Origin of the sequence: Paucibacter sp. TC2R-5, from assembly GCF_025717605.1 — a bacterium.
In the GTDB taxonomy this organism is placed as follows: Bacteria; Pseudomonadota; Gammaproteobacteria; order Burkholderiales; family Burkholderiaceae_C; genus Paucibacter_A; species Paucibacter_A albus.
In genome coordinates, this window is record NZ_JAJIRQ010000009.1 from 94349 (window position 1) to 117227 (window position 22879).

At 60.4% G+C, this 22879-nt stretch carries 23 protein-coding genes; 11 read left to right on the forward strand and 12 right to left on the reverse strand.

Going from position 1 to position 22879, the window contains the following annotated elements; genetic code table 11:
* Positions 1 to 4: 4 nt before the first annotated feature.
* Positions 5 to 2080 carry an NAD-dependent DNA ligase LigA gene (gene ligA / locus LNV08_RS19605; RefSeq protein ID WP_263535423.1) on the forward strand — a complete coding sequence of 692 codons (2076 nt, stop codon included), beginning with the start codon at positions 5 to 7 and terminating at the stop codon, positions 2078 to 2080.
* Between the two features lie 11 nt (positions 2081 to 2091).
* Here ligA and LNV08_RS19610 read toward each other — a convergent pair whose 3' ends face one another.
* Both LNV08_RS19610 and LNV08_RS19615 read right to left on the reverse strand, forming a co-directional pair.
* The gene (locus LNV08_RS19610; protein ID WP_263535424.1) at positions 2092 to 3387 is read right to left on the reverse strand and encodes a 3-deoxy-D-manno-octulosonic acid transferase; all 1296 of its coding nucleotides are present in this window, start codon (positions 3385 to 3387) and stop codon (positions 2092 to 2094) included.
* The gene (locus tag LNV08_RS19615; RefSeq protein ID WP_263535425.1) at positions 3388 to 4776 is read right to left on the reverse strand and encodes a phosphomannomutase/phosphoglucomutase; all 1389 of its coding nucleotides are present in this window, start codon (positions 4774 to 4776) and stop codon (positions 3388 to 3390) included.
* A 141-nt stretch (positions 4777 to 4917) separates the two neighbouring features.
* On the opposite strand from LNV08_RS19615, the gene LNV08_RS19620 reads away from it, so the two are divergent.
* The 5 genes from LNV08_RS19620 to LNV08_RS19640 all read left to right on the forward strand — a co-directional run bounded on the left by LNV08_RS19620 (position 4918) and on the right by LNV08_RS19640 (position 10314).
* Positions 4918 to 6060 carry a sensor histidine kinase gene (locus LNV08_RS19620; RefSeq protein WP_263535426.1) on the forward strand — a complete coding sequence of 381 codons (1143 nt, stop codon included), beginning with the start codon at positions 4918 to 4920 and terminating at the stop codon, positions 6058 to 6060.
* Between the two features lie 17 nt (positions 6061 to 6077).
* Positions 6078 to 6836, forward strand: coding sequence for a LytR/AlgR family response regulator transcription factor (locus LNV08_RS19625; protein WP_263535427.1), 759 nt, complete (start codon positions 6078 to 6080; stop codon positions 6834 to 6836).
* Between the two features lie 84 nt (positions 6837 to 6920).
* Complete coding sequence (locus tag LNV08_RS19630; protein ID WP_263535428.1) at positions 6921 to 7652, forward strand: substrate-binding periplasmic protein; 732 nt, start codon at positions 6921 to 6923, stop codon at positions 7650 to 7652.
* A gap of 108 nt (positions 7653 to 7760) precedes the next feature.
* Positions 7761 to 8636, forward strand: coding sequence for a DMT family transporter (locus LNV08_RS19635; protein WP_263535429.1), 876 nt, complete (start codon positions 7761 to 7763; stop codon positions 8634 to 8636).
* Between the two features lie 388 nt (positions 8637 to 9024).
* A complete protein-coding gene (locus tag LNV08_RS19640; protein WP_263535430.1) occupies positions 9025 to 10314 on the forward strand; it encodes a GNAT family N-acetyltransferase in 1290 nt (429 codons plus the stop codon).
* Between the two features lie 159 nt (positions 10315 to 10473).
* On the opposite strand, the gene LNV08_RS19645 is transcribed toward LNV08_RS19640, so the two are convergent.
* Positions 10474 to 13056: an ATPase, T2SS/T4P/T4SS family gene (locus LNV08_RS19645; protein ID WP_414858771.1), complete on the reverse strand. Its 2583-nt coding sequence runs from the start codon at positions 13054 to 13056 to the stop codon at positions 10474 to 10476.
* 208 nt (positions 13057 to 13264) lie between these two features.
* On the opposite strand from LNV08_RS19645, the gene pcp reads away from it, so the two are divergent.
* Positions 13265 to 13906 (forward strand): pyroglutamyl-peptidase I, encoded by a 642-nt coding sequence (gene pcp, locus LNV08_RS19650; RefSeq protein ID WP_263535431.1) that lies wholly within the window; start codon positions 13265 to 13267, stop codon positions 13904 to 13906.
* Between the two features lie 40 nt (positions 13907 to 13946).
* Here the strand turns inward: pcp and LNV08_RS19655 are convergent, their stop codons facing one another.
* Positions 13947 to 14204, reverse strand: coding sequence for a hypothetical protein (locus tag LNV08_RS19655; RefSeq protein ID WP_263535432.1), 258 nt, complete (start codon positions 14202 to 14204; stop codon positions 13947 to 13949).
* 175 nt (positions 14205 to 14379) lie between these two features.
* Between LNV08_RS19655 and LNV08_RS19660 the strand changes: the two genes are divergently transcribed.
* The 4 genes from LNV08_RS19660 (at position 14380) to LNV08_RS19675 (ending at position 16959) form a co-directional block, all read left to right on the forward strand.
* Entirely contained in the window at positions 14380 to 14658 is a 279-nt protein-coding gene (locus tag LNV08_RS19660; RefSeq protein WP_263535433.1) for a DUF2282 domain-containing protein, read from the forward strand.
* 50 nt (positions 14659 to 14708) lie between these two features.
* Positions 14709 to 15602 (forward strand): DUF692 domain-containing protein, encoded by an 894-nt coding sequence (locus LNV08_RS19665; protein ID WP_263535434.1) that lies wholly within the window; start codon positions 14709 to 14711, stop codon positions 15600 to 15602.
* Positions 15578 to 16387 carry a DNA-binding domain-containing protein gene (locus LNV08_RS19670; RefSeq protein ID WP_263535435.1) on the forward strand — a complete coding sequence of 270 codons (810 nt, stop codon included), beginning with the start codon at positions 15578 to 15580 and terminating at the stop codon, positions 16385 to 16387. The genes LNV08_RS19665 and LNV08_RS19670 overlap by 25 nt, the downstream gene beginning before the upstream one ends.
* A 71-nt stretch (positions 16388 to 16458) precedes the next feature.
* Positions 16459 to 16959 (forward strand): DoxX family protein, encoded by a 501-nt coding sequence (locus LNV08_RS19675; protein ID WP_263535436.1) that lies wholly within the window; start codon positions 16459 to 16461, stop codon positions 16957 to 16959.
* Positions 16960 to 16976: 17 nt separating this feature from the next.
* Here LNV08_RS19675 and tolA read toward each other — a convergent pair whose 3' ends face one another.
* From tolA to ribBA, 8 genes are read right to left on the reverse strand one after another with little or no spacing between them, the layout of a single operon-like run.
* Complete coding sequence (gene tolA / locus LNV08_RS19680) at positions 16977 to 17891, reverse strand: cell envelope integrity protein TolA (protein ID WP_263535437.1); 915 nt, start codon at positions 17889 to 17891, stop codon at positions 16977 to 16979.
* Positions 17892 to 17901: 10 nt separating this feature from the next.
* Entirely contained in the window at positions 17902 to 18336 is a 435-nt protein-coding gene (tolR, locus tag LNV08_RS19685) for a protein TolR (RefSeq protein ID WP_263535438.1), read from the reverse strand.
* Between the two features lie 17 nt (positions 18337 to 18353).
* Complete coding sequence (gene tolQ / locus LNV08_RS19690; protein ID WP_263535439.1) at positions 18354 to 19052, reverse strand: protein TolQ; 699 nt, start codon at positions 19050 to 19052, stop codon at positions 18354 to 18356.
* A complete protein-coding gene (gene ybgC, locus LNV08_RS19695; RefSeq protein ID WP_263535440.1) occupies positions 19049 to 19480 on the reverse strand; it encodes a tol-pal system-associated acyl-CoA thioesterase in 432 nt (143 codons plus the stop codon). The genes tolQ and ybgC overlap by 4 nt, the downstream gene beginning before the upstream one ends.
* On the reverse strand, positions 19477 to 20703 hold the full coding sequence (locus LNV08_RS19700) for a pyridoxal phosphate-dependent aminotransferase (protein ID WP_263535441.1): 1227 nt from the start codon (positions 20701 to 20703) through the stop codon (positions 19477 to 19479). Before LNV08_RS19700 ends, ybgC begins: the two co-directional genes overlap by 4 nt.
* Positions 20700 to 21242 carry a transcription antitermination factor NusB gene (gene nusB, locus LNV08_RS19705; protein ID WP_263535580.1) on the reverse strand — a complete coding sequence of 181 codons (543 nt, stop codon included), beginning with the start codon at positions 21240 to 21242 and terminating at the stop codon, positions 20700 to 20702. The genes LNV08_RS19700 and nusB overlap by 4 nt, the downstream gene beginning before the upstream one ends.
* Positions 21243 to 21268: 26 nt before the next feature.
* Entirely contained in the window at positions 21269 to 21742 is a 474-nt protein-coding gene (ribH, locus tag LNV08_RS19710) for a 6,7-dimethyl-8-ribityllumazine synthase (protein ID WP_263535442.1), read from the reverse strand.
* 10 nt (positions 21743 to 21752) lie between these two features.
* Positions 21753 to 22850, reverse strand: a complete 1098-nt coding sequence (ribBA, locus tag LNV08_RS19715) for a bifunctional 3,4-dihydroxy-2-butanone-4-phosphate synthase/GTP cyclohydrolase II (protein WP_263535443.1) — start codon at positions 22848 to 22850, stop codon at positions 21753 to 21755.
* Between the last annotated feature and the right edge of the window lie 29 nt (positions 22851 to 22879).

Sequence of the window (22879 nt, forward strand, 5' to 3'; positions counted from 1 at the left end):
ACGCATGAGCCAGACCGATATTTTTGCCAGTTCTGAGCGGCCCGATAGTCAACAAGCCTTCAAGCGGGCGGCCGAATTGCGCGCCGGCCTCAATCACCATGCCCATCAGTACTATGTGCTGGATGCGCCGACGCTGCCGGACGCCGAGTACGACCGGATGTTCCAAGATCTGCAAGCCTTGGAGTCCGCCCATCCCGAGCTGCTAACGCCCGACTCCCCGACCCAGCGCGTGCTGGGCAAGGTGCTGGAAGGTTTCACGCCGGTGCGTCATGCGGTGCCGATGCTGAGCATTCGCACCGAGACGGACACCGAGCCGACCGGTGCGCTCAGCTTTGATCAGCGTGTGCGCAGGCAGTTGGAGCTGCCGGATGATGCGCCGCCGGTTGAATACGCGGCCGAGCTGAAGTTCGACGGCTTGGCCATCAATTTGCGCTATGTGCAGGGTGTGCTGAAGCAGGCCACCACGCGTGGCGACGGCGAAACCGGCGAAGACGTCACGCAGAACATCAAAACCATAGGGCAGATTCCGCTTCGCTTGATCGGCATCAGCGCAGCGGTGATCGAGGTACGCGGCGAGGTTTATATGCGCCGCGATGATTTCGAGGCCTTGAATGAGCGGCAGCGCCAAGCGGGCGAAAAGACCTTCGTCAACCCGCGTAATACGGCTGCTGGCGCGGTGCGCCAGCTTGACCCGGCCTTGGCCGCGCAGCGCCCCTTGAGCTTTTATGCCTATGGTCTGGGTGAGGTGCAGGGCTGGGACTTGCCCGCTACGCATAGCGCGCTCTTGGACGCGCTGGCCAAGATGGGCTTGCCCGTCTGCGCCGACCGTACGGTCGCTCTGGGTGCGGCCGGCCTGGTGGCTTTCCATCAAGCGATGGGCGCCAAGCGCGACAGCCTGCCTTTTGATATCGACGGCATCGTCTACAAGGTCAACAGCCTGGCGCTTCAGCAGCGCCTGGGTTTTGTCAGCCGCGAGCCGCGTTGGGCCGTGGCGCATAAATACCCGGCGCAGGAGATGCTGACAAGGCTCAATGCGATCGAAATCCAAGTGGGGCGCACCGGCAAGCTGACCCCGGTGGCCAAGCTGGAGCCGGTCTTTGTGGGCGGCACGACGGTCTCCAATGCGACGCTGCATAACGTCTTCGAGCTGCGGCGCAAGGGCGTGCGGGTGGGGGACCAGGTGATTGTGCGGCGCGCCGGTGATGTGATCCCCGAGGTGGTCGGGCGGGTGGCCGAGCCGCGACCAAGCTATGTGCCCAATTTCCATATGCCACACGAATGCCCGGCCTGCGGCAGCGCGGTCGTGCGTGAGAAGGGTGGCCTCAACCACAGCTGCAGCGGTGGCCTGTTTTGCCCGGCCCAGTGCAAGCAGGCCTTGCTGCATTTTGCCGGCCGGCGGGCGCTGGATATCGAGGGCCTGGGCGACAAGCTGGTCGATCAACTGGTCGACTCGGGTCTGGTCACCAGCTTGCCGGGCTTGTACAAATTGGGCGTGGCCAAGTTGTCGGCCCTGGAGCGTATGGCCGATCGCAGCGCCTTGAATCTGTTGGATTCGCTGGAGAAATCCAAGCAGACCACGCTGGCGCGCTTCCTGTTTGGCCTGGGTATCCGGCAGGTCGGCGAAGCCACCGCCAAGGATCTGGCCCGTTACTTTGGCGGTATCGATGCCTTGATGGATGCGAGCGTCGAGCAGTTGCTGCAGGTGCGCGACGTTGGGCCTATCGTCGCGCAGAGTATTCATACTTTTTTTGCGCAAGCGCATAACCGCGAGGTGATCGAGCAACTGCGCGCGGCGGGCTTGAGCTGGCCCGAGGGCGGCGGCGCGGCGGCGGAACTCGGGCCTCAATCCTTGCTGGGCAAGACCTTGGTGCTGACCGGCACGCTGCCGACCTTGTCGCGCGACGCTGCCAAGGATTTGATCGAGGCGGCCGGCGGCAAGGTCAGCGGCTCGGTGTCCAAAAAGACCCATTACGTGGTCGCCGGCGAAGAGGCCGGCTCCAAGCTGGACAAGGCGCGGGAGCTGGGGCTGACGGTGCTGGACGAAGCGGGACTGCAGGCCTTGTTGGCCGGAACGGCTTAATCTTTAAGGAATTAAGCTGAAGGCAGCAAGGCCAAAATGTCGCTGGCCATTCGCGCGGCGGCGCCGCGATGCTCGGCGGCAAACTGCCTGGCTTGTTCTGCGCGTTGACCGCCGGGCTCTTTGCAGATGCTCAGCGCCTGAGCCAGACCTTGGCTGATATCGGCCACACGCAAGGCCGCACCGGCCGCCTCGGCCAGCTCGGCCGCCTCGGCAAAGTTGAAGGTATGCGGGCCCATCACGATGGGGCAGCCACAAGCAGCCGCTTCGATCAGGTTCTGGCCGCCGAGTGGCGCGAAGCTGCCGCCCAGCAGGGCGTCATCGGCGACGGCGTAATACAGCGCCATCTCGCGCATCGAGTCACCGAGCCAGACCTGAGCCATCAATGCCTGCTCGGGCAAGCTGTCTTGCCAAGTGCTGCGGCGGGCCAGCGTCAGGCCGGCGTTCTCGACCAAGGCCGCCACTTCGTCGAAACGCTGCGGGTGACGTGGCACGATCAAGAGAAGCGGCAGGTCTTGCTGCGGCAGCTGTCTCCAGGCCTGCAAGAGCATTGTCTCTTCGCCCTCGCGCGTCACGGCGGCTAGCAGCACCGGCCGGCCCAGCTGCTCGTGCCAACGGCGCCCTTGCGTCAGCAGGCCGGCGTCCACCTGCATATCAAACTTCAAATTCCCCTGCACCAGCACCTTGGGCACGGCGCTGGCGCGAAGGCGCTCGGCGTCGGCTTCGGTCTGCGCCAAGGCGAGCGTCAAGCGCCGCCCTGCCGGGTGCAGCAAGGCCTTGAAACGCTCACCCCGACGTTGGCTGCGCGCGGACAGGCGCGCATTGGCCAAGACCATGGGAATCTGCTGCCGGGCCGCTTCGAATTGCAATTGCGGCCAGATCTCGGTTTCCATCAAGATGCCAATGGCCGGCCGCCACTGCCGCAGAAAGCGCCGCACGGCGCCCGGCGTGTCGTAAGGCAGCCATGCTTGCGCATCGCCATCGCGCAGCAGGCCCAAGCCGGCGGCGCGGCCCGTCGCCGTGCTGTGGGTCAGCAGCAGGCGCATGGCGGGGCGCTGCAAGCGCAGTTGATCGATCAGGGCTGCGGCCGCACGGGTCTCGCCCAGCGACACCGCGTGCACCCACACCCAAGCGCTTGTTGGGGGCGTTGGACCATAAAAGCCCAGGCGCTGCAATAGCCATTGGCGATACAGCGGCTCGGCCGCGCCGCGCCGCCACAAGCGCAGCAGATAGAAGGGCGTCAGCAGCCGCAACAGGCTTGTGTAAGCCCAGCGGCTGAGGCGCTCAGACCATGCTTCTGTGGGGGGCAATCAATGCCCTGCCGCAAAGGTGGCGTCGGGCTTGACGCGCTTGAGTTGCTCCAGCACATCATGCTGGATGCGGGCCAAGGCCTCGGGCGTGTGACCCTCGAAGCGCAGCACCAGGACCGGCGTGGTGTTGCTTGCCCGCACCAGGCCGAAACCGTCTTCATATTCGACGCGCAGGCCGTCGATGGTGATGATCTCTTTCGAGCCTGGGAACACGGCCACTTCCAGCAGCTTCTTGACCACCTCGTGGTGCTCACCCTCGGCGCAGGGCACATTGATCTCGGGCGTGTTGTAGCTGGTCGGCAGTGCGTTCAGCACGGCGCTGGGGTCCGCGAAGCGCGAGAGGATTTCCAGCAGACGGGCGGCGGTGTACATCGCATCGTCAAAACCGTACCAACGCTCGGCAAAGAAGATGTGGCCCGACAACTCACCCGCCAGCGGCGCGCCGGTTTCCTTCAGCTTGGCCTTGGCCAGCGAGTGGCCAGTCATCCACATCAGCGGCCGGCCGCCATGCTCGCGGATCCAAGGTGCCAGGCGCTGTGTGCACTTGACGTCGAAGATGATCTCGGCGCCGGGCTTGCGCTTCAGAATGTCGGCGGCGAACAGCATGATCTGACGGTCCGGCATGATCATGGTGCCGTCCTTGGTGACCACGCCCAAGCGGTCGCCGTCACCGTCGAAAGCCAGACCTAACTCGGCATCGCATGCATGGACGATGCGCTTGAGGTCTTCCAGGTTTTCTGGGCGCGATGGATCGGGGTGGTGGTTGGGGAAGTCTCCGTCGACCTTGGAATAGATGTCGATCACCTCGCAGCCCAGGGCGCGCAGGATCGCAGGTGCCGTTGCGCCTGGGATGCCGTTGCCGGAGTCGACGACGATCTTCATCGGGCGCTTGAGCTTGCAGTCTTTAACGATGCGTTGGCTGTACTCAGCCACGACGTCCATGGCCGCAGTGCGACCTGCACCTGTCTTGTAGTCCTCTGCTTCGATGCGGCGGCGCAGGCCTTGGATCTGCTCGCCGTAGACGGCCGCGCCCTTCAAGACCATCTTGAAGCCGTTGTAGTCCTTGGGGTTGTGGCTACCGGTCACCATGATGCCGCTGCGGCAGCCGTGTTTGGCGCGGGTCGCTGCAACGTAGTACAGCATAGGCGTGGTGACGGCGCCGAGGTCAACGACGTCCAGGCCGGTGGACTGCAGGCCTCGAATCAAGGCAGCCACCAGGCCGGGGCCGGAGACGCGGCCGTCGCGGCCGACGGCGACAGCTTTTTCGCCAAGGGCGCGAGCCTCGGTGCCGAAGGCACGACCGAGGTGTTCGGCCAGTTCTTCGTTCAATGTCGTGCCGACGACGCCGCGAATGTCATAGGCCTTGAAGATGGACGCGTGAACTTGCATGTAGAAATTCCCTGGCTTGAATAAATCAACAAAATGAATTGGCGCGATTGTAGGCAAGGGATTTGACGCTTCGTCGCGGTGGCTGTCGATTCGTCGCGGCTCGGCCTCGGATTCAGCTTTGGCCTGCCTACACTGCCACGCATGGAACACATCATCACCTCATTCAGGAGCGGCCTGCTGCAGGCATGGCGCACGTTCACCGTGTTGACCAAACACAGGACCGAGCCGACCTGGGCGCGGGTATTCATCAGCACTTGCATCGGTCTGAGTTTCACCTTGCTGTTTACTCTGGTGCCGGGATTGATTCTGGGGCGTCTGTTCGATGGGGCTTGGCTGCGCCAGACCTTGGGTGCCAATTTGATCCTGTGCCTGTGTATCTCCTACACCATCCATGCTTTGTTTCGAGCCTCTGAGTTGCTCTTGCCGGCGGCGCTGATTGATCGCTTGCATGGCTTGCGAGGCGCCTGGCAGGCCGGGGTTTTTTCGGCCGGCATAGGCATAGCTGGCACCGCACTGGGTGGCTTCTTGGGTTTGATTTTTTTGGGGCAGGTCTTTGACATCGATGCCTTGGGCAGCTACTTGAGTCACCCCGCGAACTTGCGCATGTCCGGCTTTTTGACGCTGGTGATCACAGGCGGGAATCTGTTTTGGTGGAAGATGCGCAGCAAGCAGCAGGCGCTGCAACTGGCCGCCACCGAGGCGCGCTTGAGCTTGCTGCAGGCGCAAATTGAGCCTCATTTTTTGTTCAATACCTTGGCCAATGTGCAAAGCCTGATCGACACCGATGCGCCGCGCGCCAAGCAAATGTTGGAGTCTTTTACCGACTATCTGCGTGCCAGCCTGGGTCAGCTGCGAAGGGCCGACAGCACCGTTGGGGCCGAGCTGGACATGGCACAAAGCTATTTGCAGCTCTTGCAAATCCGCATGGGCGAGCGGCTGAGTTTCGCGATTGAGGCCAGCGCCGAGGCGCGTGCTGCCGTGTTGCCGCCCTTGCTTTTGCAGCCCTTGATCGAGAACGCCGTGCACCACGGCCTGGAGCCCAAGCTGGACGGTGGCCATATTCAGGTCAGTGCAAGCGTCGAGTTGGGACGTTTGCTCCTGCGCGTGCAAGACAATGGCTTGGGGCTTCAAGCGCCGCGCCGCCCAGGGCGCAAAGGAGCAGGCATGGCGCTGGAGAATGTACGGGCGCGCTTGCTCGGCCGCTACGCTCAAGATGGCGAGCTGAGCCTGACCGAACTCAATGTGGGAACCTCGGCCCGCATCAGTCTGCCTTACACCGCTTGAAGAAAACGTTCGACATCATGACTCTTGCACTTATTGCTGACGATGAGCCCCATTTGGCTCAATACCTGAAACAGCAACTGGCCGCGTGCTGGCCTGAGCTGGAAATTGTGGCAATCGCCAAGAACGGCCTTGAAGCGGCCGAGCAGATCAATGCTCTGCAGCCGGATATTGCCTTTTTGGACATTCAGATGCCGGGCCTGACCGGGCTGGAGGTGGCGCAAGGCATCGAGGGCCGCACGCGGGTGGTGTTCGTCACGGCTTATGACGAATATGCACTGGAAGCTTTTGACGCGGCGGCGGTTGACTATCTGCTCAAACCTCTGAAGACGGAGCGCTTGCTCGCCTGCGTGGCGCGAGTTAAAGCGGCGCTGGCTCAACCGCAAGCCGCTGAAGCCACGCGTTTGGCCGAGGCCTTGCAGCGCTTGATGCCGAGCACGGCAGCAAATCAGCCCAGACTGCGCTTTATCCGCGCCGGCAGTGCGGACCTGGTGCATCAGGTCGCGGTGCAGGATGTGCTGTTCTTTCAGGCCGATGATAAATACACGGTGGTCAAAACGGCCCAAGCCGAGCATTTGATCCGCACCACGATTACCGATCTGGCCGCGCAGTTGGACCCCGAACAGTTTTGGCAGGTGCACCGCTCGACGCTGATCAATCTGGCCCATCTGGCTGGTACGAGGCGAGACGAGATGAGCCGCCTGTTTGTGCGCATCAAAGGCCACGCGCAAGAGCTGCCCGTCAGCCGGGCCTATGTGCACTTGTTCAAGGCGATGTAGAGTCGACGCCAATTCAGGGGGCTTACAAGAATTCAGACAGGCCCGATCATGAGTTTCGTTTTCCACAAGAGCCGACGGCAGCCCATGACAGCTGTGCTGAAGGCCATGTTTTCGGCGCTGCTGATCGCCAACTCGGCAAGCGCCGCCGAAATGGAATGGTTGGCCGGCGAGCTGCCGCCTTTCGTGTGGCAGACGCAGGGCGGACCGCAAGGCTTGGCCTATGAGTTGGCGACGCAGATGTCGACCAAGATCGGTCGTCCTCTGTCGATGACGTTTTACCCCTGGGCCCGTGCGGTGCGCATGGCCGAAGGTGGCCCGAACTACGGCGTCTTCCCTTTGGCACGCACGCCCGACCGTGAGGCTCAGTTCAAATGGCTGATACCGCTGGCGCATGTGAACTACACCTTTTTTGGTCGCAGTGGCAGCAAGGTAGATCTGGATGCCTTGGCGGCTCTGCGAGGTCAAAGGGTGGGGGTTTTGCGGGGCTCACCCATCATCAAGAATTTGCAGGCTGAGAAATTTCGTCACATCGTGCAGGCTAAGGACTACAAAGAGCTTTTGCGCCTCTTGGCAGAAGACATGATTGCTGCCGCCTATGCCGGTGAGCCCATGTTGCGTGCCGCGATTGATGAATTCAAGTTCAGGCCGCAGGACTTTCGCTCAGGCCTGAACTTGAAGTCGGCTGAGCTATACATGGCGAGTTCACTGGCATTGGATGGCGCAGAAGAAGAGCGTTGGCTGCAGGCCTACAGAGACTTGCAAGCCGACGGCACGGTCGCACGACTACAAAAAAAGTATTTGCAGCGGGAGCGCTGAGCCTTAGGTGCTCAGTGTTTGGTGTTGGGCGTGCGCTGGATGAACAAGGCGTGAAGTGGGCCTGAGGCCAACACAGTATGCTCTCCCGTCCTGCCGTGATTGCGCTTGATGAAAACCTTTGACATTGCTGAATTGACCTTGTTGGCCGCCATTTGGGGTGCCTCGTTTTTATTCATGCGGCTGGGTGCCCACGAGTTTGGGCCTGTGGCCATGGCGGCCATGCGAGTTGCGGGGGCCAGTTTGATGTTGTTGCCGCTCTTGGCCGCGCGCCAGGGGCTTGCGCAGTTAGGCCGCGAATGGCGGCCCTTGGCTGTGATTGGCTTGTTGAATAGTGCCTTGCCTTTCGCGCTGTTCAGCTTTGCGGCCTTGTCGATCTCGGCCGGCTTGTCCAGTATCGTCAATGCGACCACACCTTTGTGGGGGGCCTTGCTGGCCTGGGTGTGGCTTGGCCAGCGTTTGAGCGGCTTGCGCATATTGGGCCTGGGTTTGGGTTTCGCTGGCGTGCTGTATCTGGCCTGGGACAAGGCTTCGTTCAAGCCCGGCTCCGACCATAGCGCGGTCTGGGCCTTGCTGGCCTGCCTGAGTGCGACCTTCTGCTACGGTTTGGCGGCAAATTTCAGCAAGCGCTACACCGCCCATATTTCACCGTTGCTTGTGGCCACCGGCAGCCAAGTCTATGCGGCGATGATGCTGGCCCTGCCTGCGCTGCTGTTTTGGCCCAGTTCGGCACCCAGTGCGCAGGCATGGGCTGCGGTGGCGGCTTTGGCGCTGCTGTGCTCGGCCGTTGCTTACATCCTGTACTTTCGCCTGATGAGCCGTATCGGGCCCACCAACACCATCGCCGTGACCTTCCTGATCCCAGTTTTCGCAGTGCTATGGGGCTATTTGTTCCTGGGCGAGGTCTTCACCCTCAAGATGGCTGCTGGCTGCGCCGTGGTCTTGTTGGGAACGGCTCTGGCTTTAGGCTTGCTGCAACGCAAATAAGCGGTTTTCGGGCAAGGTGACGCCGCCGGACCAATAAGCATGAGCGCCGGGTGAAGCGCTGAAGTGTCGTGCTGATTGCTCAAACAGCAACGCTGCGCTGTGCAGTCGATTGGGGTCTAATGGGCTTTGTCAAAACACCATAGTTCGATCGAACTGTGATACGAGAACAGGCGAGGCGTCATGCTGGAGCAGGTTCTTGTTTTTGGATTGATGGCAATTCTTATAGAGCTTTCAAATTTGTGGGATTGAGTCGCCACCTTGCCCACGAAGCTTAAAATTGAGTGTAAAAATATCAATATGAACTTCCACATTGACTCGCGCTGAATGCATCGAAATTGATTTTCAAAAAGATGCGGGCGGCTAAGTTTCATTGAGAGGCGATAAATAAATGAGTGAAGTTAAAAAAATAACCTTTGGTGGATTATTTAGGAAATACATTCGTATTTTATTCAAAAAACTTCCTGTTGATTTTAGATATCCCTTGTATCGCAGGCTGGCTCATGTTGATCCAAGTTCGGATATGCGCTTGGAGCTAAAAATTGCAGAGACCAAGGAGGAGCTCTCCGATTGTTTTAAAATTCTGCACGATTCATATACCGCCGGTGGCTATATGCGTCCTCATTCTTCGGGGATGCGGATAACAAAGTATCACGCGCTTCCTACAACTACAACTGTATGTGCAAAATACGATGGGAGAGTGGTTGGTACAATTTCAATAATCAGAGAAGGTATTTTTGGGTTTCCGTTGCAGTCGGCTTTTGATTTGACAAAAGTTAGGGCCAAGGGGGGGCGTATCGCTGAAATATCTTCGCTGGCCATTCATCCGGATTTTCGAAACGTCGGCGGATCTGTATTTTTTTCGCTCATGAAATTTGTACGAGAGTATTGCGTAAATTTTTCGGAGGTACGCCATCTCGTGATAGCTGTCAACCCAAACAAGATTGATTTTTTTGAGGCAATACTGTACTTTTCCCGGCTGCAAGAGTCTGTGGTCGCAAATTATGATTTTGCAAATGGCGCGCCAGCTGTGGGTGCGACTTTGGATTTAAAAGAGTCGTCTGGGCTTCTTTTGCAAGGTTTTAAGGGGCGGCCCAAGAAAAATAATATATATAGTTATTTTTATGAGATGGTTTCTAAAAATATAAGGTGGCCTGAGCGAAAATATCATATTACCAATGATCCAGTCATGACTCCTGGTATGTTGGATTATTTTTTCAATGTCAAATCATCTGTTTTCAATGATTTGGATGACACGCACAAATCGCTGTTGTGGTCAATCTATGATTTGGCGGAGTATCGTGGAATTTTGCCGATGCTTCAGGGCGCGGGTGATCATGGAAGGCCATTGCGGAGGCATCAAAGGTATTCAATTCGCTGCCCAGGAGATTTTTCTATCTGCATAGAGGGCAAGGAGAGAAAGTTTGTTATTGAAATCATTGAAATTTCAATATCAGGATTTCAGGCTGAATGCAAATTGCCTTTGCCATTGAATGTTGAGGGTGCTGGCGAAATTGACCTTGGTCTGGCGGAGCGCTCAACGGTCAAGGCTAAAGCGGTTCGAATTCGGGACTCGGGGACGGGTGTTTTCTATGGATTCAAAATAAGCGAGTCTGACAATTCATGGCGACAGTGCGTCGCCTCCTTGGAGGTCGGTATTACGACCGAGGATTTGAGGTGAGAAGGCGCAGCTGCCAAGTCTCAGGGCCAACGCTGTTATGAAGATTTGGGCTTGCCGCTTTGCTGGCATGGTAGATATGCCGCTTAATGCGCAAAGCCATCTGAATAGTGTGATATCCAGAAATTCAAGGTGGCAAAACTAGCGCATTGAGCAGCGAGGTCAAGCGTTGCTGGTCGCCCTGACTTCAGCCATGGTGGTGACGCCCTGCAAAACCTTGCAAATGCCGTCTTGGCGCAGGGAGCGCATGCCCTCAGCCAGCGCGGTTTGCAGCAACTCCTCTGCGCGTGCGCCGGTTTGAATCTGGCGGCGCAGGGTTTTCGACATCATCAAGAGTTCATGCAGGCCGGCTCGTCCCTTGAAGCCGCTTTGCTCGCATGTCTCGCAACCGGGGCTGTGAAACTTCATCAGGCGGCCGTTGCTGCCGTAGTTGCCTAGCCAGTTGCTCAGCACCGACGCACGCGTCGGCCGCTGTTCGGGCGCAAAGGCATGCAGGTAATCACCCAGCCACTCATCTTGCTCTGACTCCTCCAAGGGGCTGCTGACCCGGCAGTTGGGGCACATACGGCGCACCAGGCGCTGCGCCAGCACGGCCAGCAAGGAGTCGGCGAAATTGAAGGGGTCCATGCCCATGTCGAGCAGCCGGGTGACGGTCTCGGCCGCGCTGTTGGTGTGCAGGGTGGACATCACCATATGGCCGGTCAGCGATGCCTCGACGGCGATCTCGGCCGTCTCCTCATCGCGGATTTCACCCACCATGATGACATCCGGGTCGGCGCGCAGAAAGGCCCGCAAGGCCTTGGCGAAGGTCCACTCGATGCGTGGATTCATCTGCACCTGGCGCAGACCGGCCTGGGTGATTTCGATCGGATCCTCGGCCGTCCAGATCTTGCGATCAGGGGTGTTGATTTGGCTCAGCGCGGAGTGCAGGGTGGTGGTCTTGCCCGAGCCGGTTGGGCCTACGCACAAAACCATGCCGTAAGGGCGGCTGATGGCGTACTTCAAATTCTTCAGGTTATCGGGCGACAGACCGAGCTTCTCCAGCGGGATCGGCTTTGACGAAGATAGCAAGCGCATCACCACATCTTCCAGGCCGTTATTGGTCGGGATCGTGGCCACCCGCAATTCCAATTTGTGCTGAGGCGAAAAGCGGGCGAAATTGATCTTGCCGTCCTGCGGCTTGCGGCGCTCGGAGATGTCCAGATCGCACATGATCTTGACCCGCGCAATCATCGCGTTACGGTAGGTGTTGGGCAGTTCCAGATAGGGCTTCATCATGCCGTCGCGGCGAAAGCGGATCTTCAACTTCTCGGTGCCCGGATGGGTCTCGATATGAATATCAGAGACGCCTTGCGTGCTGGCATCGATGATCATGGTGTTGATCAGTCGAACCAGAGAGTTATCGCTTTGCTCTATCGGTGGGCCTTCGTCGCGCTGGCTTTGCTCCAGGCCTTCGCGCTCCAGGGTTTCCATCAGCTGATCGGCCTTGTCGAGCGAAAAGTCGGCCTGCAAGGACGGCAGATTCAACTCGCTGCGGGACACGGCGTCGCCCCCTAGGCGCTCATAGGCTTCGGGAATCGCGAACTGCAGAGAGCCAATCTTGGTCAGAGTTGGCGTGACCTTGAGCTGGGAGATGAATTCGATTTCGTCGAGCGCGTCTCGCCGGGTTGGGTCCTCCATGGCCACGATCAAGCGGCCGTCGCGCAGCAACAAGGGCAAAACTTCAAGCCGCTTGGCGACGGCAAAAGGCAGCTTGCGAATGGCGTCGGGCTCGATCGCAAAGTTCTCCACGTCGACCAAGGGGTAACCCATCTTGCGCGCCAAGGCGGACTGCAGCGCCTGGCGTGTCACCACCCCATTTCGCACCAGCAACTCGCCAAGTGGCACCGAACGGTCGGCTCTTTGCAGCTCGAGTGCTTGCTCGAGCTGGGCCTGCGAGATCAAGTCCAGCGCCAGCAGTGCCTCGCCAATCCGGACCATGGGCATACGGGCTTGCTGCTCGATCGCCAGCATCAGCTGTTCGGCGCTGACGATTTGCTGCGAAACCAGAATGTCGCCGACGCGGCGCGAGCGCAGGCCTTGCTGTTCGTTGGCGGCTGCGGCGATCTGCTCTGCCGTGGCCAGCTTGTCCTTGACCAGGAGGTCACCGATGCGCTCGCCGATATCCACATGGGCGAGCACCTCGCGCGGGATGAAGAGGCGCAACACGGCGTCGTCGGTGTCGCTCAAAGGGGGGAACAAAAACAGCCCCAGGTCGTCCTGGCAATGTCCTATCGTCACGCCCTGCAACTCGCCGCCACCGGCGAAGTAGAGCTTGAATTCGCTGCGTGGGCGCTGATCGAGCTGCCATTCATTGGCCGCTCCTTCCCCGGCTTGCCCGCTGCTGTCTGCGATCAGTGCTGCATTCCCCGTCCGAGCCTCAGCGATCACCGGGCGCGTCAACTTCAGCACGCGGAACTGCCCGAATTTCAACGGCATTGCGTTGCGGGCCGGCGGAACCAAGATTTGCGCTAATCGCTCCTTTGGGGCCAGCGCGACCAATTGGCCCACGCTTTTGCGGTTGTTCAGTCCGAGGACTTCGCAGGGCTCGGCGGTACTCGTGGCTTGCTGGCGAGGGTAGGCGGCATAGGGCGGGACCGGCCAGCTGAATTCGCGCACAAGGCCACCATAGTCCAAGCCGGCATCCGCCGGCGACTCGGCGAGGTCTGGGTGAGGCCATTGCAGTGGGGCAGACAAGTCGATCATGCTTTCTCCGGATTCGCTTGAGCCCGCCCAGGCCAGATTGGGCAAGAAGGCGGCTCACTCCCTGCATGCTACGCGTTCGAGGGCGGGTCCAAAATGCGGAATTGAGCAAAGTGGACCCGGCAGTTGTGCCGGGCCTGTGTTAGAAACGCCGTCTATTTGGGCTGGGTCTGTGTGAGCTGTTGCCTTGGGCAGGGGTGGGGAGCGTGTATTGAAGACGATTTTATTGACTGGATTTGAGCCGTTTGGCGGCGAGAGCATCAACCCTTCCTGGGAGGTTGCGCGTGCTTTGGATGGCGAGCAGATCGGCGACGCCCGCGTCGTGGCTCGGTGTTTGCCCTGCGTGTTTGGTGCGGCCTTGAGCAGCTTGAAGCAAGCCTTGCGCGAACATCCGCCGGCACTGGTCTTGGCGCTGGGCCAAGCTGGCGGCCGCAGCGACTTGTCTCTGGAGCGGGTGGCCATCAATATCGATGATGCCCGCATCGCCGACAACGCCGGCCGGCAACCCATTGATGAGCCTGTGGTGGAAGGCGCGGCAGCGGCCTATTTTTCGACGCTGCCAATCAAGGCCATGATGGCGGGCCTGCGCGAGGCGGGCTTCCCGGCCGGGATTTCGCAAACGGCCGGCACCTTTGTCTGCAACCATGTTTTTTATGGGCTGCAGCATTTTCTGCAGGGTGGCCCGGTGCGCAGCGGCTTTATGCATATTCCCTTGCTGCCTGAGCAAGCGGCCCATTTGCCGGGGCAGGCCAGCATGGCGCTCAAGACCATGGTTGATGGCGTGCGGCTGGCCTTGGCCCTGGCCATGCGGGTCGATGTGGATGTGCGCCAGTCGGGCGGCAGCATCAGCTGAAGGGCTTGCGATGCCGAGCAGTCGCTTGCCAGCCCGAGCTTCATTTCTGGGAATCGCTGCGCCACTGCGTCGCCGTCTGGCGCATCAACATCAGCTGTTTGCCGAAGTTGTTGCAGCCCGTGCAAAACAAGCAATGGGCTCGAATGACGAGGCGCGCACCCGCGCCGAGTCGGCGGTCTTCGCCGGCCAAGGTCATCCGGGTGATGTCTTTGCAATTTGGCATCAGTTTCACGCCTGTTTTCTCCTTGATTGATCCACCAAGCTTGCGCGCAAGGGCTTGGTCGCGCCGCGCGTCCATTCCTTACAGCGCATGAAGGCTTGGCCGATTTGCAAAGTTTTTTGCGGACCGCTGTAAGGATTCAAGCTTTGCTTGCGACCCATGGGTGTCAACGGCATGATGCCTTGGCCTGAGACCCTGAAGTCGGGGTCTGCAAGCGTCTTTAGTTTTTTCGTTTCTTCCATTGGAGTCATTCATGAAATCAAGCTATCTCGTTTCTTCCGCCGTCGCCGCTGCTTTGGCCATGGGGCTGGTGGGTCAAGTCGCTGCGCAGGACAAGGGCGCCAAGGAGAAGTGCTTCGGCATCGCGAAGGCGGGCGAGAACGACTGCGCCAACCTCAGCGGCACGCATTCGTGTGCGGGTCAGTCCAAGGTCGACAAGGGCGTCGATGAATGGAAATTCGTCCCCAAGGGCAGTTGCAAAAGCATGGCCGGCATGACGGCCGAAGAAGCCAAAGCCAAGATGAAAAGCTAAGTCTTGAATTGAACTGACAAGCCAGGCCGAGCGTGGAGAGGGCACAGCGTATGAATTCGGAGCCGCAGTTCTCAATGTCGCAAGTCGGCATTGGTTGGCGCCAGCCTCATTACGAATCGTTGCTCAAGCGCGCGCCTGCGCTTGGCTTTTTGGAAGTGCATTCGGAGAATTTCTTTGCGCCGGGCGGCGCCGCATTGGCAGTGCTGATGGCGGGCCGAGTGCAATATCCGATCAGCTTGCACGGCGTTGGTTTGGCCTTGGGCTCGGCTTGCGGGCTTGATGCCTGGCATCTTGAGCGCTTGGCAGATTTGGTGGACCGAGTCGATCCGGTGCGGGTCTCGGATCACGCGAGTTTTGCGCGCGTACCGGGGCAGGGCGGGCGCGCGAGCTTGCACGCCAGTGATTTGTTGCCGATTGAATTCAATCAAAACAGCCTCGATGTGATGGTGAGCCATGTGCAGCAGGTGCAAGAGCGCCTGCGTCGGCCCATTTTGGTGGAAAACCTCAGTGCTTATCTGGGCTGGGATGACGCGGGTAGTGAAGGCCTGAGCGAAGTGGATTTTTTCAATCTGCTGACGCAGCGCAGTGGTTGCGGCTTGTTGCTCGACGTGAACAATCTGGTGGTCAATGCGCGCAACCAAGGCGCAAACAAGGCCGAGGCTGTGACACAGGCGCAGGCTTGGATTGACGCCATTCGCTTGGGCAGCGTCGGTGAGATCCATTTGGCGGGCCATGCCGAATTGCCCGGCATCGTCATTGATGACCATGGCAGCCGGGTCAGCGCCGAGGTGTGGCAGGTTTTCTCTCATGCGATAGAGCGCTTGGGGCCGCTACCGAGTTTGATCGAGTGGGATACCGATGTGCCGGCGCTGGACGTCTTGCTAGGCGAGGCCGAGTTGGCCCGGCGAGCAATGGCCGAATGCTCTGGGCCGGTGACCGTATGACGGCGGCTTTGGCCAAGCGTCAGCAGGCTTTGCTGGCAGCCCTGCTGGGTCGCTCCGGCGGCGAGGGCAGTGGCTTGGTCGGTCTGCCCGGCGTGCGGAACATGCCGAGCGGATCGGCGCTGGAGCGCGGCTTGTTGGCCTATCGCCTGAACGCCCAGGCGATGGCAGCGAAAGCGCTTGGCACGGTATTCGCACGCACCCAGACCGCCCTGGGTGATGAGGCATCCTTTGCCGCCATGGCTTGGGCTTTTTGGCGCCGCTTCCCACCAGAGCGAGGTGACTTGGGGCTGTGGGGAGGCAGCTTGGCGGAGTTTTTGGCGGAGCAAGACGGTATGCCTGTGTGGCTCTGCGATTTGGCGCGCATCGAGTGGGCGGCACATTGCTGCGAGCGCGCTGCCGACAGCGAGCTTGATGTGCCGTCGCTGGCCCTGTTGAGTGAACTGGAGCCGCAGCAGCTTCACCTGCGCTTCAGACCCGGCGTGCAATTGCTACGGGTGGAATCCAAAGCCTGGGAACAATGGTGCGATCAGATTCCGGATACAGCCGCGCAGGGCGAGGCTATTGGCCTGGTGATGGCTCGCAAGGCCTGGGTGTCGCAAGTGCATGCCGTGCAGCCCGGAGATTGGGCGCTGATGAGCAGGCTGTTGGAAGGGGCTGATCTGGATCAGGCGCTGCAGCAGGCGTTCGCGATGCAGGCAGAGTTTGATTTCTCGGCTTGGCTGCAGGCAGCCCTGCTCAAGGGCTGGCTCTGGGGCTTAGAGGCTGGCGAGAGTCAGCCTAAGTAAATCACTATTTTGTTTGACCGAAGCGGCGGCGCGTCGTTTCGCAAACCATTTGAATCATAAGGACCTATGACATGAAGGCATTCTTTAGCCTGCTTTTGCTTGCTCTTTGCCACCCGGGCCAGAGCTGCAGCTTCGAGACCGGCTTGCCTCAGCCTTTTCGCCACGTCTTGGCCCACGCGCAAGCCCTGGCCTTGTTGATGGCGCGACTCTTTGTCGCCAAGGCCTTCTTTCTCTCCGGCCTGACGAAAATTCAGGACTGGTCGACGACGCTGGCACTTTTCGAAACCGAGTACATGACGCCGCTGCTGCCGCCCGAAGTGGCTGCATGGATGGGTACCGGCGGCGAGTTGCTGTTGCCGGTCTTGTTGGTCCTGGGCTTGGGCGGGCGCTTTGCCGCTGTCGGGCTCTCGGTCGTCAACGTGATGGCAGTTTTGAGCCTGAGCGATATCGCACCGGCTGCGCTGGCCGGTCATCAGTTGTGGGGCGCGCTGCTGCTGGCGGTCGCTTTATGGGGCGCGGGTCGTTGGTCTTTGGATGCGCTGCTGCAGCGAAAATTTGGAACTTGTCCGTGAATAGGCGGGATAAGTTCTTAGTCCAGCGGCTGAAAGCTAATCACCAAGACCGGCGGAACCCGCCCGTCGACATCACGCGGTAGTTTTTCGGTTTTGTCGACGGCGCGCAGCACGGCCTTGTCCCACTCACCGTCGCCGCTGGGTTTCAGCAGCTTGCGCGAAATAATCGTTCCATCTGGCGCTACCCGCACTTCCACTTCGGCCACCGGGTTGCCGTTGGGGGAGTCGGTGAAAATGATGTTCGGCCGGATGCTGGCCTTGATGCGCCCGCCGTATGAGGCGGATGGCCCCGAACTCTTCAGTGCCGTTCCGACAGCATTCGGTGCCCCGTTGGCGCCAGCCATGCCTTGTATGCGGCGCAAGTTTTCTTGCCGCTGTGCTTCGAGCTTGGCCTCGGCTTGTTTGTCTTGTTTATCCTGCTTGAGCTGGTTCTCTTTTTTATCTTTGTCCAGCTTGGCTTGCTTGAGCTTGTCCTCTTTGCGCTTATCTTCTTTGCGTTGATCTTCCTTGCGCTGCTCCTCTTTGCGCTGCTCGTCCTTCAGCGCTTGTTCGCGCTTCTTGCGCTCGGCCTCAAGTTCGGCTGCGCGCTTTTTTTTCTGTTCGCGAGCCACCGCAATTTCCGCTTCGCGCTCGGCCTGCGCCTCCTCTTCGACCGCCTTGGTCTGGGGCTTGGGCTCATCAGGCTTTTTATAGACCTCTGGCTCCGGCTCGGGCGTGGGCGGAATGACCTCCTTGGGCGCGGCCGCTTGCGGCACTGCCGACCATAACTCCGCCTCAAAGGCAGGCGGCGCCTTGGTGCGCCAGTTCACGCCGGCACTCAGCGCTGCAAGCAGGGCTGCATGGGCGAGGGTGGCGAACAGCAAGCCACGCCCCATCATCGGCGTCTCGGGCGGGCGCAGTGGGTCTTTGGGGGACAAGAAGAGGGTCGACATCGCCTCGCTCTTAATTGCCGGTGCCGGCGTTCTTGACCGCCAAACCAACGCGCGCGATGCCGGCTGACTGCAAGACGTCCATCACCTTGACGATCGCCTCATATTTGACGTTCTTGTCACCCGAAATCACCACTGGCGTCGACGCCTCGCCCGCCTGCGCCTGCTTTACCTGCTCGGCCAGCTGTTTGAGGTTCAAGGGCCTGGCCTCTTCTTTGTCCAGCTTGAGCCTGAGCTTCTCGTCCGCGCCGACGATGACGTGAATCACATGCTCAGGCTGAGCACGGCTCTTGCCAACGCTGGGCAGGTCAACCAGGCCGGTCGTGATCATCGGAGCGCTGACCATGAAGATGATCAAGAGCACCAACATCACGTCGATGAAGGGCACCATATTGATTTCGTTGATGGTGCGACGGCGGCGTGAACCGCGTGAGCTGATGGCTGCCATGGCTGTGGGTGGCCGATTCAGCGGCCGGCCGGGCCGGCGGGCGCGGCTTGCGCGGCGTTGCGCTGCAAGATATTGGAGAACTCTTCAATGAAGGACTCCAGCGTGATCGCGCTGCGGTCAATCTGCCGGGCAAAACGGTTGTAGGCCAGGACGGCAGGAATGGCCGCAAAGAGGCCGATCGCGGTCGCAACCAAGGCTTCGGCGATGCCGGGCGCGACGGTGGCCAAGGTCACTTGTTGCACATTGGACAGGCCAACAAAGGCGTGCATGATGCCCCAGATGGTGCCGAAAAGGCCGACATAGGGTGACACCGAACCGACCGAAGCGAGGAAGGATAGATTGCTTTCCATCGCGTCCAGTTCGCGTTGAAAGCTTGCCCGCATGGCGCGCCGGGCGCCGTCCAGCAAGGCGCCGGCTTCGGTCACACGCCGCTCGCGCGACTTCAAAAACTCCCGCATGCCGGAGGCGAAAATGCGTTCCAGCGGCGCCCCGTCTGGCTTGGTGGAGACGGCGCTGAACAAGTCGTTGAGGTTCTTGCCCGACCAGAATTCCTGCTCAAATGCCTCGTTACTTGACTTGATGCGGGACAACGAGATCAGCTTGCTGAAGATCACGCTCCAACTCGCCAGTGAAACCAGCAGCAATGCGGCAATCACCAACTGCACCGTTAGGCTGGCATGGGCAATCAGGGAAACAATCGACAGGTCTTGATTCATGGGTACAGGGAAGTGAGGGCCTGGGTCAAGGAGGCGGGTATGCGGGTTGGGAGTAAATCGCTGCTGCCGGCGTAGCTGCTCGGGCTCTTGACGCAGCCGATGCGTATTTCACCCTCGGCCAGCAAGCGCTCGCCGCAGAAAGCTTGCTGAAACAGCAGCATGCTGGCACGGCCCAGATTGCGAACTTCGACGCTGACCTGCAGCAGATCGTCCAGGCGAGCGGGGCTGCGGTAGCTGACTTGGGTGCTGCCGACGACGAACATGACGCCGTCTTGATGCCGCATCAGTTCCTGCGAGAAGCCCATTTCACGCAGCCACTCGGTACGTGCACGCTCGAAAAATTTCAAATAATTGGCGTAAAACACCACGCCGCCCGCGTCGGTGTCCTCCCAGTAAACACGCATTTCCCGCTTGAAGATGGCTGTCATGGGCGGGCCGCCAAAAACGAGCGCAGACGCTCCACTGCTTCTTGCAGATCGGCCATGCTGCTGGCGAAGGACAGGCGCATCCATGACTCGGTGCCGGCGCGGCCAAAATCGCGCCCCGGGGTCAGGGCGAGCTGGGTTTTATTCATCAGCTCAAAAGCAAAATCCCAGCTGTTGGCGCAGACATCGGAGCAGTCAAACCAGACATAGAACGCACCGTCCGGTATGACGGGCACTTTGAAGCCCAGCGCCTGCAAGGCCGGCACTATGAAGTCGCGGCGCTCGCGCAAGGTTTCGCGGCGGCGTTCGAACTCGGCCAGCGAGGCCGGCTCAAAGCAGGCCAGCGCAGCATATTGCGCGATGCTGGATGCGCAGATGAAGAGGTTTTGCGCCAGCTTCTCCACTGGTGCCACCAAGTCCGGCGGCAGCACCAACCAGCCGAGCCGCCATCCCGTCATGCCGAAGTATTTGGAGAAGCTGTTGACGGAGATCACGTCGTCCCCAAACTCCAAGGCGCTGCGTTGAAAGCGTTCGTCGTAGCTCAGGCCAAGGTAGATCTCGTCCACGATGGTGAAGCCGCCGCGCGCGCGCACGGCTTCGATGATGGCTTGCAGTTCATCAGGCGCGATCGAGGTGCCGGTCGGGTTGCTGGGCGAGGCCAGCAAGACGGCGCGGCTTTGACCTGCGTCGTCGTTTTCTGCCTGCGCGCTACTCAAGTCATCCCAGGCCGCGCAAACTTGGGCGCTGCTGGGCTGAAAACGCTGCTCCGGGCCGGCGGGGAGCAGCACCGCTTGCGCGTCGGCAGCGGCCACAAAATGGCGGTTGCAGGGGTAGCACGGGTCGGGCATCAGCACCCGGTCGCCGCGCTCGAACAAGGCCAAGCAGAGCAATTGCAAAGCGGCCGAGGCGCCGGCGGTGATGACGATGCGCTCGGGCGAAATATTCAAACCAAAGCGTTGCAGATACCAAGCCGACAAGGCCTCGCGCAGCGCGGGTAAACCGGTGGCAGCGGTGTATTGGGTCAGGCCGTCTTTGATGCAGGCCTGGGCGGCGGCTTGGACGGCGGGCGCCGCCACAAAATCGGGCTCGCCGATATTGAGGTAGATCATGCGCCGCCCGCCTAGAGCTGGATCGCACAAGGGGCCACGGGCAATTTCCGCAGCCGTCTTGGCGCATTCCATCACGTAGAAAGGCTCGATCTGGTCGAGCCGGCCCGCCAGCTTCATTTCAAGGTGTCGGGCGCCACGGCAGCAGCGGTGTTGGTCTTGGCGCTGCGGGCCGCTACTTCCACGGGCCGCAGATCGACGGCCGAGCGGTCGAGCACACCATTGACGTATTTGTGCCCGTCGGTGCCGCCAAAAGACTTGGCCAGCTCGACCGCTTCGTTGATGACGACGCGGTAGGGGATGTCCATGCAATGCTTGAGCTCGTAGGCACCAATCATCAGCACGCCATGCTCGATCGGCGACAGTTCGGTGGTCTTGCGGTCCACATGGCGGGAGAGCACTGCATCCAGATCGGCCGCTTCAAGAATGCAGCCATTGAGCAGGGCATCGAAGTGCGCACGGTCCACCTTGTCGAACTCATCCAGTTCGCGCATATGGGCGTCGATGGTGGCCACATCGTCACCGGTCACCAGCCATTGATAGAGTCCTTGCAGTGCGGCTTCCCGCGAGCGGCGGCGGGCCGACTTGGCCTGCGGGCGCTTGCTCGCTGATCTGTCGCTTGATTTGCTTGCTGTTTTTGCAGCGGGCTTGGGGTCCATCTTGGCGTCGGCCTTGGCGTTGTTGCTCACTGCAGTTCTTCCATCAAATTGGCCATCTCGACCGCCACACGAGCCGCATCGCGGCCTTTTTCCTCGGCGCGCGCCCAGGCTTGTTGTTCGTTTTCGACCGTCAAAATTGCATTCGCAATCGGGATCTGGTTGTCCAGAGAGACCCGCGTGACAGCCGCACCACTCTCATTGGCGACCAACTCGAAGTGGTAGGTCTCGCCGCGAATGATGCAACCCAGTGCAACCAGGGCCTCATAGTCTTCGCTGTCAGCCATTGCGTTGAGGGCAATAGGAACCTCCAGCGCGCCGGGCACAGTGACGTGGCGGATGTGGTGCTCGGCCACACCCAGCAGACGCAGCTCGGCAATACAGGCCTCGGCCAAGCGGCTGGTGATGGCGTCGTTGAATCTTGCCTGCACGATGCCGATGCGCAGGGTCTGCCCGTCCAAAGCGGCCTGCGATTTGGGCACGCCTTTGTCAGATGCTTGCATGTGCTCGTCCTCAGTTCTTGTTGTTTGGGGCCACGAAGCCGGTGACCTCCAGCCCATAGCCGGTCATGCTGGGCATGCGCCTGGGGCTGCCGAGCAAGCGCATTTTGTGCACACCCAGATCACGCAGAATTTGGGCACCGACGCCATAGGTGCGCAAGTCCATGACTTTGGGCGCGGCTAACTGCGGCTTTGCATTCAGGCGTGCCAGCAGGCCGGCGGCTTCTTCCCCACAGTTCAGGAGCACGGCCACGCCTGCCGGCGCGCGTTTGAGCTCAGCCAAGGCTTGCGGCAGCGGCCAAGCATGGCTGTTGCTGCCGGCGTCGAGCAGGTCAAGTACCGACAGCGGCTCATGCACGCGCACCATCACATCATCTTCGGCCGTCCAGCTGCCGTGGCTCAGTGCCAGATGAACGCCGCCGGTGCGGTCGCTGTAAACGGCGCAGCTGAACTCGCCTTGCGGTGTGAGCAGCGGCCGCTCGGACAGGCGCGTGACCAGCGACTCATTGCGGCTGCGATGTTCGATCAGCGCAGCGATCGTGCCAATCTTGAGGCCATGTTCTTTGGCGAACTCGATCAAATCCGGCAAACGGGCCATGGTGCCGTCATCCTTCATGATCTCGCAGATCACGGCGGCCGGCTCCAAACCGGCCATGCGGGCGAAGTCGCAGCCGGCCTCGGTATGACCGGCACGCATCAAAACGCCGCCGTCCTGCGCTTGCAGCGGGAAGATGTGCCCGGGTTGTACCAGGTCGCGGGCCTCGGCTCCGCGCGCCACGGCCGCTTGTACGGTGCGCGCGCGGTCGGCTGCAGAAATGCCGGTCGTCACGCCGGTGGCGGCCTCGATCGAGACCGTGAAAGCGGTGGCGTGCTTGGTGCCATTGCGGCTGGCCATGGGCGGCAGCTGCAAGCGTTCGCAGCGTTCGCGCGTCAGGGTCAGGCAGATCAGGCCGCGGCCAAATTTGGCCATGAAGTTGATGGCTTCTGGGGTGACGTGCTCGGCGGCTAAAACAAGGTCACCCTCATTTTCGCGGTCCTCTTCGTCAACCAGGATAACCATACGGCCGGCAGCTAACTCGGCGACCAGCTCGGAAACAGGTGATATGGGCATAAACCCGATTGTAAAGGGCGGCGCTCAAG

What these genes read in the sequence shown, in the direction of transcription:
- LNV08_RS19620 (WP_263535426.1), top strand. Translation starts at nt 4,918, where the DNA reads ATGGAACACATCATCACCTCATTCAGGAGCGGCCTGCTGCAGGCATGG.
- tolQ (WP_263535439.1), bottom strand. Translation starts at nt 19,052, where the DNA reads ATGAATCAAGACCTGTCGATTGTTTCCCTGATTGCCCATGCCAGCCTA.
- LNV08_RS19655 (WP_263535432.1), bottom strand. Translation starts at nt 14,204, where the DNA reads ATGGACGCGCGGCGCGACCAAGCCCTTGCGCGCAAGCTTGGTGGATCA.
- tolR (WP_263535438.1), bottom strand. Translation starts at nt 18,336, where the DNA reads ATGGCAGCCATCAGCTCACGCGGTTCACGCCGCCGTCGCACCATCAAC.
- ribH (WP_263535442.1), bottom strand. Translation starts at nt 21,742, where the DNA reads ATGCAAGCATCTGACAAAGGCGTGCCCAAATCGCAGGCCGCTTTGGAC.
- LNV08_RS19630 (WP_263535428.1), top strand. Translation starts at nt 6,921, where the DNA reads ATGACAGCTGTGCTGAAGGCCATGTTTTCGGCGCTGCTGATCGCCAAC.
- LNV08_RS19635 (WP_263535429.1), top strand. Translation starts at nt 7,761, where the DNA reads ATGAAAACCTTTGACATTGCTGAATTGACCTTGTTGGCCGCCATTTGG.
- tolA (WP_263535437.1), bottom strand. Translation starts at nt 17,891, where the DNA reads ATGTCGACCCTCTTCTTGTCCCCCAAAGACCCACTGCGCCCGCCCGAG.
- ybgC (WP_263535440.1), bottom strand. Translation starts at nt 19,480, where the DNA reads ATGACAGCCATCTTCAAGCGGGAAATGCGTGTTTACTGGGAGGACACC.
- LNV08_RS19660 (WP_263535433.1), top strand. Translation starts at nt 14,380, where the DNA reads ATGAAATCAAGCTATCTCGTTTCTTCCGCCGTCGCCGCTGCTTTGGCC.
- ribBA (WP_263535443.1), bottom strand. Translation starts at nt 22,850, where the DNA reads ATGCCCATATCACCTGTTTCCGAGCTGGTCGCCGAGTTAGCTGCCGGC.
- LNV08_RS19645 (WP_414858771.1), bottom strand. Translation starts at nt 13,056, where the DNA reads ATGATCGACTTGTCTGCCCCACTGCAATGGCCTCACCCAGACCTCGCC.
- LNV08_RS19625 (WP_263535427.1), top strand. Translation starts at nt 6,078, where the DNA reads ATGACTCTTGCACTTATTGCTGACGATGAGCCCCATTTGGCTCAATAC.
- LNV08_RS19665 (WP_263535434.1), top strand. Translation starts at nt 14,709, where the DNA reads ATGAATTCGGAGCCGCAGTTCTCAATGTCGCAAGTCGGCATTGGTTGG.
- LNV08_RS19675 (WP_263535436.1), top strand. Translation starts at nt 16,459, where the DNA reads ATGAAGGCATTCTTTAGCCTGCTTTTGCTTGCTCTTTGCCACCCGGGC.
- LNV08_RS19670 (WP_263535435.1), top strand. Translation starts at nt 15,578, where the DNA reads ATGCTCTGGGCCGGTGACCGTATGACGGCGGCTTTGGCCAAGCGTCAG.
- LNV08_RS19640 (WP_263535430.1), top strand. Translation starts at nt 9,025, where the DNA reads ATGAGTGAAGTTAAAAAAATAACCTTTGGTGGATTATTTAGGAAATAC.
- nusB (WP_263535580.1), bottom strand. Translation starts at nt 21,242, where the DNA reads ATGGACCCCAAGCCCGCTGCAAAAACAGCAAGCAAATCAAGCGACAGA.
- LNV08_RS19700 (WP_263535441.1), bottom strand. Translation starts at nt 20,703, where the DNA reads ATGAAGCTGGCGGGCCGGCTCGACCAGATCGAGCCTTTCTACGTGATG.
- ligA (WP_263535423.1), top strand. Translation starts at nt 5, where the DNA reads ATGAGCCAGACCGATATTTTTGCCAGTTCTGAGCGGCCCGATAGTCAA.
- LNV08_RS19615 (WP_263535425.1), bottom strand. Translation starts at nt 4,776, where the DNA reads ATGCAAGTTCACGCGTCCATCTTCAAGGCCTATGACATTCGCGGCGTC.